Source organism: Klebsiella sp. SWET4 (assembly GCF_024296565.1).
Taxonomy (GTDB): domain Bacteria; phylum Pseudomonadota; class Gammaproteobacteria; order Enterobacterales; family Enterobacteriaceae; genus Klebsiella; species Klebsiella variicola.
Map to the genome: position 1 here is coordinate 430,646 of NZ_JANCOB010000002.1, position 12,186 is coordinate 442,831.

Consider the following 12,186-nt stretch of genomic DNA (forward strand, 5'->3'; position numbering starts at 1 on the left):
GGAGCAATTATGTTAAGGGTATACCACTCAAACCGGCTGGATGTTCTCGAGGCGTTGATGGAATTTATCGTCGAGCGCCAGCGGCTGGATGACCCTTTTCAGGCCGAAATGGTGCTGGTGCAGAGTACCGGTATGGCGCAGTGGCTGCAGATGACCCTGGCCTCGCGCTTCGGAATTGCCGCCAATATCGAGTTCCCGCTGCCGGCGAGCTTTATCTGGGACATGTTCGTGCGCGTCCTGAAAGATATTCCTGGCGAAAGCGCCTTCAGCAAGCAGAGCATGAGCTGGAAGCTGATGACCCTCCTGCCGCAGCACCTGGAGGAAGACGATTTTATCTTGCTGCGCCAGTATCTGAGCGATGACGGCGACAAGCGCAAGCTGTTTCAACTCGCCGCCCGGGTGGCGGACCTCTATGACCAGTACCTCGTCTATCGCCCGGAGTGGCTGATGCGCTGGGAGGCCGGCCAGCGGGTGGAAGGTCTCGGCGATGCCCAGCAGTGGCAGGCGCCGCTGTGGCAGGCGCTGGTGAGCTACACCGCCGAGCTGGGGCAACCGCAGTGGCACCGCGCCAATCTCTACCAGCGCTTTATCAGTACCCTGGAAAAAGCGGACGAACCGCCCGCCGGGCTGCCGTCGCGCGTCTTCATCTGCGGGATTTCCGCGCTGCCGCCGGTCTATCTTCAGGCGCTGCAGGCGTTGGGTAAGCATGTCGATGTCTATGTCTTGTTTACCAACCCCTGCCGCTACTACTGGGGAGACATTAAGGATCCGGCGTTCCTGGCGAAGCTGCTGTCGCGCCAGCGGCGCCATCACCGCGAGGCGCGCGCGCTACCCCTGTTTCGCGACACCGAGCAGGCGCCGGGGTTGTTTAATGACGCTGGGGAACAGGATGTCGGCAACCCGTTGCTCGCCTCCTGGGGCAAACTGGGGCGCGACTATATCTACCTGTTGGCGGGGCTGGAGCGCTATGAGGAGCTGGACGCCTTTGTCGATATTGCCCCCGATAACCTGTTGCATAACCTGCAATCGGATATCCTCGAACTGCGCAACGCGGCGGTGGCCGGGCAGAGCGCAGAGGCGTTCGCTCACAGTCGCGACAAACGTCCGCTGGCGCTGGATGACCGCAGTCTGAGCATTCACGTCTGCCACAGTCCGCAGCGCGAAGTGGAGGTTCTGCACGATAGGCTACTGGCGATGCTGGAGGCGGATCCGACGCTCACCCCGCGGGATATCATCGTCATGGTGGCGGATATCGACAGCTACAGTCCCTATATTCAGGCGGTGTTTGGCGCGGCCAGCGGCGATCGCTGGTTGCCGTGGGCGATCTCCGACCGTCGCGCCCGCGAGTCGCACCCGGTGCTGCAGGCGTTTATCACGCTGCTCTCGCTGCCGGACAGCCGCTTCGCCAGCGAAGATGTGCTGGCGCTGCTGGACGTGCCGGTGCTGGCGGCGCGCTTTAATATCACGGAAGAAGGGCTGCGCTACCTGCGCCAGTGGGTGAACGAGTCCGGCGTCCGCTGGGGAATGGATGACGACAACGTCCGCGAGCTGGACCTGCCGGCGACCGGGCAGCATACCTGGCGGTTCGGCCTCACCCGCATGCTGTTGGGCTACGCGATGGACAGCCGCGAGGGAGAGTGGCAGTCGGTGCTGCCGTATGACGAATCCAGCGGTTTGATCGCCGAACTGGTGGGCAACCTCGCGTCGCTGCTGATGCAGCTTAATCTGTGGCGACGCGGCCTTGCCCAGCAGCGGCCGCTGGCGGAGTGGCTGCCGGTCTGTCGCGATCTGCTGAATGACTTTTTCCTGCCGGACAGCGAGACCGAAGCGGCGCTGGCACTGATTGAGCAACAATGGCTGGCGGTTATTGATAGCGGTCTGGAAGCACAGTATGGCGACCAGGTGCCGCTGACGCTACTGCGCGATGAGCTGGCCCAGCGTCTCGATCAGCAGCGGATCAGCCAGCGCTTTCTTGCTGGCCCGGTCAACATCTGTACCCTGATGCCGATGCGTTCGATCCCCTTTAAGGTGGTGTGCCTGCTAGGGATGAATGACGGAGTCTATCCGCGAACGCTACCGCCGCTGGGCTTTGATTTAATGAGCCAGAAGCCGCAGCGCGGCGACCGCAGCCGGCGCGATGATGACCGCTATCTGTTCCTCGAAGCGCTGATGTCCGCCGAACAGACGCTGTATATCAGCTATATCGGACGTTCGATCCAGGACAACAGCGAGCGCTTTCCTTCGGTGCTGGTGCAGGAGCTGGTGGATTACATTGGCCAGAGCCACTGTCTTGCTGGCGACGAAGAGCTTGACTGCGACGCCAGCGAAGCCCGGGTCAAAGCCTATATCACCCATCTGCATACGCGCATGCCGTTCGACGTCGCTAATTTCCAGGAAGACGAGAACAAGAGCTACGCTCGTGAATGGCTGGCCGCCGCCGGCCAGCAGGGAGAGGCGCATAGCGATTTTATACAGCCGCTCACCGCGCCGCCGATTGACAGCCTGCCGTTCGAGCAGCTCTTACGCTTCTGGCAGCACCCGGTTCGCGCGTTCTTTCAGCAGCGTTTGCGGGTCAATTTCCGCGCCGAAGAGGACGATATTCCAGACGACGAGCCCTTCACTCTTGAAGGGCTGAGCCGTTATCAACTGAATCAGCAACTGCTCAATACGCTTATCGAGGAGCAGGACGACTCAGCCATGTTCCGCCGCTTCCGCGCCGCCGGCGAGCTGCCGTATGGCGCCTTTGGCGAGCTGGTCTGGGAGACGCAGCGCCTGGAGATGCAGGCTCTGGCCGAGCGGGTGATGGCCGAGCGCCAGCAGGCGCAGAGTATGGAGATCGATCTGCAGTGCGGCGGCGTGAACCTGACCGGCTGGCTGCAGCAGGTGCAGCCGGACGGTCTGCTGCGCTGGCGGCCTTCGCTGCTGAGCGTCTCCCAGGGGATGCAACTTTGGCTGGAACACCTTGTCTACTGTGCCAGCGGCGGCACCGGCGAGAGCCGGCTGTTTGTGCGGAAAGAGGGAGAGTGGCGCTTCCCGGCGCTGGCGCCCGCCGAGGCGCAGGCGTACCTTAATGCGCTGGTGGATGGCTATTTGCTGGGGATGTCGCAGCCGCTGCTGCTGCTGCCGGAAAGCGGTGGCGCCTGGCTGAAAGCCTGTTACGACGCCGAAAAGGATGTCATCTTAATGGACGAAGAGACGCAGCAGAAAGCGCGGAGCAAATTCCTGCAGACCTACGAAGGTAATATGGTGGTCAGCGGGGAGGGCGCCGATATCTGGTATCAACGCCTGTGGCGTTCGCTGGAGCCGGCGCATTACGAAGAAATTATTGCTCAGACGCAGCGTTATCTGTTACCGCTATATCGTTACCATCAGTCCACACAAATTTAAATAGTATAAAAATTGCGCAGTGAATGGCGGTTCATTTATTATGCGCAACGTATCACGGACTGATGGACATAAAAGGCTGCACGCTGTGCAGCGCAAGTTTGTTAATGATGAGGTTCGTGAATGCCCCGCAGTTTATGGTTCAAGGTTTTTGTTGTGCTGGCCGCCCTCTGGGCGCCGTTTAGTCAGGCCGACACCGGATGGCAGCCGATTCAGGAGACGATCCGCAAAAGCGAAAAAGATACGCGTCAGTATCAGGCGATCCGCCTTGATAACGACATGGTCGTGCTGCTGGTTTCCGATCCGCAGGCGGTGAAATCGCTGTCGGCGCTGGTGGTGCCGGTGGGATCCCTGCAGGATCCGGCCGATCATCAGGGGCTGGCGCATTTTCTGGAACATATGACGCTGATGGGGTCGCAAAAATATCCCCAGCCTGACAGCCTTGCAGAGTTTCTTAAACTGCACGGCGGCAGCCATAACGCCAGCACCGCGCCTTACCGCACCGCGTTTTATCTCGAAGTGGAAAATGATGCGCTGGACGGGGCCGTAGACCGCCTGGCCGACGCCATCGCCGCGCCGCTGCTGGATAAAAAATATGCCGACCGCGAACGTAACGCGGTCAACGCCGAGCTGACGATGGCCCGGACGCGAGACGGGATGCGCATGGCCCAGGTCAGCGCGGAGACCATCAACCCGGCCCACCCGGCGGCCCACTTCTCCGGTGGTAACCTCGAGACGCTCAGCGATAAGCCCGGCAGCCCGGTACTTGATGCGCTGCATACCTTCCGCGATAGCTGGTACTCCGCCAACCTGATGAAAGCGGTGATCTACAGCAACAAGCCGTTGCCGGCGCTGGCGCGGATGGCTGCTGACACCTTTGGCCGCGTGCCGAATCGTCAGATCAGCAGGCCGGAAATTACCGTCCCGGTGGTAACGGATGCGCAAAAAGGCATCATTATTCACTATGTGCCGGCGATGCCGCGCAAAGTGCTGCGCGTCGAGTTTCGCATCGACAACAACAGCGATCGCTTCCGCAGTAAAACCGATGAGCTGGTCACCTATCTTATCGGCAACCGCAGCCCGGGCACGCTCTCCGACTGGCTGCAAAAGCAGGGGCTGGCGGAAGGTATCCGCGCCGATTCCGATCCGGTGGTAAACGGCAACAGCGGCGTACTGGCGATCTCTGCCACCCTCACCGATAAAGGCCTGGCGCACCGCGACGAAGTGACGGCGGCCATTTTCAGCTATCTCGACCTCCTGCGTACTCAGGGCATCGACAAACGGTACTTCGATGAACTGGCGCATGTGCTGGCGCTGGATTTCCGCTATCCGTCGATCAACCGCGACATGGACTACGTGGAATGGCTGGCGGATACCATGATCCGGGTGCCGGTCGAGCATGCGCTGGACGTGGTGAATATTGCCGACCAGTACGACCCGCAGGCGATCAAAGACCGGCTGGCGATGATGACCCCACAGAACGCCCGTATCTGGTATATCAGCCCCCAGGAGCCGCATAACAAGACGGCCTATTTTGTCGATGCGCCGTATCAGGTGGATAAGATTAGCGAGCAGACGTTCGCTGACTGGCAGCAAAAATCGCAGGCCATCCAGCTGCAGCTGCCGGTGCTCAACCCCTATATTCCGGATGATTTCACCCTCATCAAAAGCGATAAAGCCTGGCCGCATCCGCAGCTGATCCTTGATGAACCGACGCTGCGGGTGGTGTATGCCCCGAGCCAGTATTTTGCCAGCGAGCCGAAGGCGGATATCTCCCTGGTGCTGCGTAATCCCCAGGCGATGGACAGCGCTCGCCGGCAGGTGATGTTTGCCCTCAACGATTATCTCGCCGGCATCGCCCTCGATCAGCTCAGTAACCAGGCGGCGGTCGGCGGCATTTCGTTCTCCACCGGCGCTAATAACGGATTAATGGTTAATGCCAACGGCTATACCCAGCACCTTCCGGCACTGTTCAGCGATCTGTTGCAGGGATACTTCAGCTATACGCCGACCGAGGAGCAGCTGGAGCAGGCCAAATCCTGGTATGCGCAGATGATGGACTCCGCCGAGAAAGGCAAAGCCTACGATCAGGCGATAATGCCGATCCAGATGGTCTCCCAGGTGCCGTACTTCCAGCGCGAAGTGCGCCGGGCGCTGCTGCCCTCCATCACTCTTAAAGAGGTGCTCGACTACCGCGCCAACCTGAAAACCAAGGGGCGTCCTGAACTGATGGTGATCGGCAATATGACCGCCGATGCCGCCACGACGCTGGCCCGCCAGATCCAGCAGCAGCTGGGCGCTGACGGCAACGAATGGTGCCGCAATAAAGACGTGGTGGTGAACCGGCAGCAACTGGCGATCTTCAACAAAGCGGGCAACAGCACCGACTCCGCGCTGGCCGCGGTGTTCGCGCCGCCCAACGTGGATGAGTTCAGCAGCACCGCCGCCAGCACCCTGCTGGGGCAGATTATTCAGCCGTGGTTCTACAACCAGCTGCGTACTGAAGAGCAGCTCGGCTATGCGGTCTTTGCCTTCCCGATGAACGTGGGGCGCCAGTGGGGCATGGGCTTCCTGCTGCAGAGTAGCGATAAGCAGCCGGCCTTCCTCTGGCAGCGGTTCCAGGCCTTCTTTCCCACCGCGGAGGCGAAGCTGCGGGCGATGAAGCCGGAAGAGTTTGCTCAGCTCCAGCAGGCGGTGATAAGCCAGATGCTGCAGGCGCCGCAGACGCTGGGCGATGAAGCCTCGAAACTGAGCAAAGATTTCGATCGCGGTAATATGCGTTTTGATTCACGTGATAAAGTAGTGGCTCAGATTAAACTGCTGACGCCGCAAAAACTTGCCGACTTCTTCCATCAGACGGTGGTGGATCCGCAGGGCATGACGATATTGTCCCAGATTTCCGGTAGCCAGAATGGCAAAGCGGACTATGCCCAGCCGAAAGGCGGCAAAGTGTGGGAAAACGTCAGCGCATTGCAGCAATCCTTACCCCTGATGCGAGAGAATGAATGACCGACACCGCTGAGTCTTTGGATCCCATGCGCTTGCCCCTGAGGGGCGAGCGCCTGATAGAAGCCTCTGCGGGCACCGGAAAAACCTTTACCATCGCCGCGCTGTATCTGCGGCTGCTGCTGGGGCTGGGCGGCGAGTCCGCCTATTCCCGCGCTATCAGCGTTGAAGAGCTGCTGGTGGTGACCTTTACCGAGGCGGCGACCGAAGAGCTGCGCGGGCGTATCCGCAGCAACATCCACGAACTGCGCATCGCCTGCCTGCGCGGCGAATCCGACAATCCGCTCTACAGCGCGCTGCTGGCGGAGATCGATGATAAAGACGACGCCGCGAAGACGCTGCTGCTGGCTGAACGGCAGATGGACGAGGCGGCGGTATTCACCATCCACGGCTTTTGCCAACGGATGCTGAGCCTTAACGCCTTCGAGTCGGGCATGCTGTTCGAGCAGCAACTGATCGAGGATGAATCCCGCCTGCGCTATCAGGCCTGCGCTGACTTCTGGCGCCGCCACTGCTATCCGCTGACCCGCGATATCGCGGCGGTGATCCACGACGTCTGGAAAGGGCCGCGCGATCTGCTGAAGTCTCTTGACCGCTGGCTGCAGGGCGAAGCGCCGCAGCTTAAGTCGCCGCCGGCCCCCGACGAGACGCTGGCCGAACGCCATCAGCAGATCATCGCCCGCATTGACTCGCTCAAGCAGCAGTGGCGCGAGCAGGTGGGCGAGATCGAAGGCGTGCTGGAAAATTCCGGGCTCGACCGGCGGAAATACAATCGTGGCAACCAGGGCAAATGGCTTGAGAAAGTGAACGCCTGGGCGCAGGAAGAGACGTTAAGCTACCAGCTGCCCGACGCGCTGGAGAAATTTGCCCAGTCGTTTCTGCTCGAGCGCACCAAAGCCGGTGGCGAACCACCGGTGCATCCCCTGTTTAGCGCCGTGGAGTCGCTGCTGGCCTCCTCGCTGACGCTCACCGATCTGGTGCTGGCGAGAGCGATGGTCGAGATCCGCGATGCGGTCGCCCGCGAAAAGCGCCGCCGCGGCGAGCTGGGGTTTGACGATATGCTCAGCCGGCTTGACGAGGCGCTGCGCGGCGACAGCGGCGAGACGCTGGCCAGCGCCATTCGCCAGCGTTTTCCGGTGGCGATGATCGATGAATTTCAGGACACCGACCCCCAGCAGTACCGGATTTTTCGCCGCATCTGGCGCCGGCAGCCGGAGACGGCGCTGCTGCTGATCGGCGATCCGAAGCAGGCCATCTACGCCTTTCGCGGCGCCGATATCTTTACCTATATGAAAGCGCGCGGCGACGTTGCCGCGCACTACACCCTCGATACCAACTGGCGCTCATCGCCGGGCATGGTGGGCAGCGTCAACCGGCTGTTCGGCCTCAGCGATAACCCCTTCATGTTTCGTGAGATCCCGTTCCTGCCGGTGAAGGCGGCGGCAAAGAATCAGGGGCTGCGCTTTACCGTTGACGCGGCGGACGTACCGGCGATGAACGTCTGGCTGATGCCCGGCGACACCGTCGGGTCTGGCGATTACCAAACGTTTATGGCGCAGCTCTGCGCCACGCAGATCCGCGACTGGCTGAGCGCCGGTCAGCAGGGGCGCGCGCTGCTGTGGCGCGGGGAAACCTCGCGCCCGGTGCAGGCCTCGGATATCACCGTGCTGGTGCGCAACCGGCTGGAGGCGGCGCAGGTGCGTGAAGCGCTGCAGACGCTGGGCATCCCCTCGGTCTACCTCTCCAACCGCGACAGCGTTTTCGAGACGCTGGAGGCCCAGGAGCTGCTCTGGCTGCTGCAGGCGGTGCTGGCCCCGGAGCGGGAAAATACCCTGCGCAGCGCGCTGGCGACCTCGATGTTTGGCCTGACCGCGCTGGATATTGAAAACCTGAACCAGGATGAGCAGGCGTGGGACGCGCTGGTGGAAGAGTTCAGCGAATACCGCCAGATCTGGCGTCAGCGCGGAGTGATGCCGATGCTGCGGGCGTTGATGACGGCCCGGCATATCGCCGAGAATCTGCTGGCGACCCGCGGCGGCGAGCGGCGCTTAACCGACATTCTGCATATCAGCGAACTGCTGCAGGAGGCGGCCAGCCAACTGGAAAGCGAGCATGCCCTGGTGCGCTGGCTGGCGCAGCATATCGCCGAGCCGGACAGCAACGCCGCCAGCCAGCAGATGCGTCTCGAAAGCGATAAGCACCTGGTGCAAATTGTCACCATTCACAAGTCAAAAGGGCTGGAATACCCCCTGGTCTGGCTGCCGTTTATCGCCCGGTTTCGTAAACAGGACCAGGCGTTCTACCACGATCGCGAGACGTTCGCGGCGGTACTGGATCTGGGCCAGGATGAGGCCAGCCTCGAGCTGGCGGAGGCGGAACGGCTGGCGGAAGATCTGCGCCTGCTGTACGTCGCCCTGACCCGTGCGGTCTGGCACTGCAGCCTCGGCGTGGCGCCGCTAAGCAGCCGGAAATCCGGCAACAGCGATTTCCACCTCAGCGCGCTGGGGCGGCTGTTGCAGGCGGGCGAAGCCATGGACGCCGCCGGGCTGGCCGCGCGGCTGGCGGACTTCTGTCATGGCGATATTGCATTGCAGAGACCGGGCGAGCTGGATCTGACCCCGTGGCAGGCGCCCGCGGCGACCATCCCCCCGCTGTCGGCGCGCGAGCTGCAGCGCCGCATCGCCGACGACTGGCGGGTGACCAGCTACTCCGGACTGCAACAGCATGGTTTCAGCGGCGGGCAGGATCTGCTGCCGCGTCTGGATGTCGATGCCGCCGGCGTCGGCGAAGTCGTGGAAGAGCCGCAGCTGACTCCGCACCAGTTTCCGCGCGGCGCCGCGCCGGGGACCTTCCTGCACAGCCTGTTTGAGGAGCTGGACTTCACCCAGCCGGTGCCGGACGGGTGGATGGCGGAGAAGCTGCAGCTGAGCGGGTTTGACGCGCAGTGGGCGCCGGTGCTGACCGACTGGCTGGGGGGCGTGCTGAAGACTCGCCTGCCGGGAGCGGATATTGCGCTCAATCAGCTTGCGGCGCGGGATAAACAGGTGGAGATGGCGTTTTATCTGCCTATCGCTCAGCTGCTGACGGCGGAGCGCCTTGACGCGCTTATCCGCCAGTACGATCCCCTCTCCGCCGACACGCCACCGCTGGATTTCCGCCAGGTGCGTGGCATGCTGAAGGGCTTTATCGATCTGGTCTTCCGCCACGAAGGCCGTTATTACCTGCTGGATTACAAATCCAACTGGCTGGGGGAAGACCGCGAGGCCTACACCCGGCCGGCAATGGAGCAGGCGATGCGTGCCCACCGCTACGATCTGCAGTATCAGTTGTACAGCCTGGCGCTGCACCGCTATCTGCGCCACCGGCTGGCCGATTATGACTATGACCGCCACTTCGGCGGCGTGATTTATCTTTTCCTGCGCGGCATGGACGGGCAGGAGGGGGGGCAGGGGATCTTCACCACCCGGCCGGTGAGACCGCTGATTGACGGTCTGGATCAGCTTTTTGCCGGAGAAACTCAGGAGGAGGCCTCATGACTTTCGAACAATTACTGCTGGCTGCGGTGGAGCAGCGTCTGCTGCGGCCGCTGGACGTCCAGTTTGCCCTGATGGTGGCGCAAAACGACCCGCCGGCGGTCATGCTGGCGGCGGCCTTGCTGAGCCGGGATGCTGGCGAGGGGCACGTTTGCCTGCCGCTCTCGCGGTTGAGCGGCGACGAGGCGCTGAGCGGAAAAGCGGGGGAGATCCGCGATCGGCTGCTGGCCGAAGCCGGCGCGCCGGAGGACTGGCCCGCGCTACTGCTCGCTTCATCGGCAGTGAGCTGCGGCGATGCTCCGGCGCCGATGATTTTATGCGGCGACCGGCTCTATCTGAACCGGATGTGGCGCAACGAGCTGACCGTCGCCCGCTTCTTTAACGAAGCCAACCGGGTGCTGGAGATGGATGAGGCGCGGCTGGCGTCAACGCTAAATGCGCTGTTTCCCGCCACTGGCGAAACCGACTGGCAAAAAGTGGCCGCGGCGGTGGCGCTGACCCGCCGTATCTCGGTGATCTCCGGTGGTCCCGGGACCGGGAAAACCACCACCGTGGCGAAGCTTCTGGCGGCGCTGATCCAGATTGACGACAGTCCACGCTGTCGTATTCGCCTGGCGGCACCGACGGGGAAAGCGGCGGCGCGCCTGACCGAATCGCTGGGCGCGGCGCTGAGAAAGCTGCCGCTGACCGATGCGCAGAAAGCGTTAATTCCCACCGAGGCCAGCACGCTGCATCGTCTGCTGGGCGCCCAGCCCGGCAGCCAGCGCATGCGCTATCACGCCGGCAACCCGCTGCATCTGGATGTGCTGGTCGTGGATGAAGCCTCGATGATTGACCTGCCGATGATGTCGCGGCTTATCGACGCGCTGCCGGCCCACGGGCGGGTGATTTTCCTCGGCGATCGCGACCAGCTGGCCTCCGTGGAAGCGGGGGCGGTGCTGGGGGATATCTGCGCCTGGGCGAGCTCGGGCTACACTGCCGCGCGGGCGCAGGAGCTGACCCGGCTGACCGGTTCGCCGGTGCCGGCGGGCGAGGGGGCTATCGCTGGCGCGCTGAGAGACAGCTTGTGCCTGCTGCAAAAGAGCTATCGCTTCGGCAGTCACTCCGGCATCGGGAGCCTGGCGCGGGCGGTGAATGCTGGCGCGCGCGCGGAGGTGAAGGCCACGCTGCGCCAGCCGTTTGACGATATCGCGCTTCATCCCCTCAGCACGACTGAAGAGTACGAGGCCATGCTCGGCGCGGCCCAGCAGGGCTATGAACGCTACCTGCAGCTGCGCCGCGAGCGGGCCGAACCGCAGGCCATGCTGGCCGCTTTCAGCGAATTCCAGCTGCTGTGCGCGCTGCGTGAAGGGCCGTACGGCGTGAGCGGCGTCAATGAGCGGCTGGAGCAGCGGCTCAACCGCCAGCGGGCGATCGCCCTGCCGCGCCACTCCCGCTGGTATGACGGCCGACCGATCATGATATCGCGCAACGATAGCGCGCTGGGGCTGTTTAACGGCGATATCGGCATAGCGCTGGAGCGCAACGGCGAGCTGCGGGTGTGGTTCCTGATGCCCGACGGCACCATCAAGTCGGTGCAACCGAGTCGCCTGCCGGAGCATGATACCGCCTGGGCGATGACCGTGCATAAATCGCAGGGCTCCGAGTTCGAACATGCGGCGCTGATCCTGCCGGCGCGCAGCGTCCCGCTGGTGACCCGCGAACTGGTCTACACGGCGATCACCCGTGCGAAACAGCGATTGTCGCTCTATGCCGACGAGCAGGTGCTCTCCCAGGCCATTGTGACGCGCACCGAGCGGCGCAGCGGCCTGGCGGAGATTTTCGCCGGGCGCGAAGCCCCCTGAGAGGCCGCATCCGGGCGATGGGAAAATAATGCAGCCCGTTGCCCGGACTGGCAGAAAAATCAGTAGCTGAAGACCAGGGGGATGAGCCAGAGCACCGATATCGAGTTCATGGCGCAAAAGCGGACTGCCGCGCCGCTGGCCAGCGGTGGGGAGGAACAGCGGGCAACAAAAATCACCAGCGAGGAGATGAGAACATTCATGCCGGATGTCAGGGCCAGCAGGAATAATATCGCGATGGCGGCGCCGAGTGCGGCATAACCATGCTGATGATGGCGCTGGTTATCCCAGAGGAGCAGTATCATCAGCAACCACGGATAGAGGGTGACCGTGGCGGTAATGAGGTTGATATGTCTGACCAGCCAGTTCGGTTTGGTTTCCATTATTTCAGCGATCCTTGCAGGGCGGGTGGCGGCCGTGGC

At 62.5% G+C, this 12,186-nt stretch carries 5 protein-coding genes; 4 read left to right on the forward strand and 1 reads right to left on the reverse strand.

The genetic code is table 11. The features are described 5' to 3' along the window. The first annotated feature begins 9 nt into the window (after positions 1-9). The 4 genes from recC (at position 10) to recD (ending at position 11,767) form a co-directional block, all read left to right on the forward strand. The gene (gene recC, locus NKJ21_RS08930; protein ID WP_040968848.1) at positions 10-3,387 is read left to right on the forward strand and encodes an exodeoxyribonuclease V subunit gamma; all 3,378 of its coding nucleotides are present in this window, start codon (positions 10-12) and stop codon (positions 3,385-3,387) included. 120 nt (positions 3,388-3,507) lie between these two features. Then, positions 3,508-6,393: a pitrilysin gene (gene ptrA, locus NKJ21_RS08935; protein ID WP_008806323.1), complete on the forward strand. Its 2,886-nt coding sequence runs from the start codon at positions 3,508-3,510 to the stop codon at positions 6,391-6,393. After that, the gene (gene recB, locus NKJ21_RS08940) at positions 6,390-9,926 is read left to right on the forward strand and encodes an exodeoxyribonuclease V subunit beta (protein WP_131002436.1); all 3,537 of its coding nucleotides are present in this window, start codon (positions 6,390-6,392) and stop codon (positions 9,924-9,926) included. The genes ptrA and recB overlap by 4 nt, the downstream gene beginning before the upstream one ends. After that, a complete protein-coding gene (recD, locus tag NKJ21_RS08945; protein WP_008806321.1) occupies positions 9,923-11,767 on the forward strand; it encodes an exodeoxyribonuclease V subunit alpha in 1,845 nt (614 codons plus the stop codon). Before recB ends, recD begins: the two co-directional genes overlap by 4 nt. Before the next feature lie 59 nt (positions 11,768-11,826). Here recD and NKJ21_RS08950 read toward each other — a convergent pair whose 3' ends face one another. Then, complete coding sequence (locus NKJ21_RS08950) at positions 11,827-12,147, reverse strand: hypothetical protein (RefSeq protein WP_039102521.1); 321 nt, start codon at positions 12,145-12,147, stop codon at positions 11,827-11,829. Positions 12,148-12,186: the final 39 nt, after the last annotated feature.

Coding starts and splice junctions, on each gene's coding strand:
- NKJ21_RS08950 (WP_039102521.1), bottom strand. CDS start 12,147: ATGGAAACCAAACCGAACTGGCTGGTCAGACATATCAACCTCATTACC.
- recB (WP_131002436.1), top strand. CDS start 6,390: ATGACCGACACCGCTGAGTCTTTGGATCCCATGCGCTTGCCCCTGAGG.
- recD (WP_008806321.1), top strand. CDS start 9,923: ATGACTTTCGAACAATTACTGCTGGCTGCGGTGGAGCAGCGTCTGCTG.
- recC (WP_040968848.1), top strand. CDS start 10: ATGTTAAGGGTATACCACTCAAACCGGCTGGATGTTCTCGAGGCGTTG.
- ptrA (WP_008806323.1), top strand. CDS start 3,508: ATGCCCCGCAGTTTATGGTTCAAGGTTTTTGTTGTGCTGGCCGCCCTC.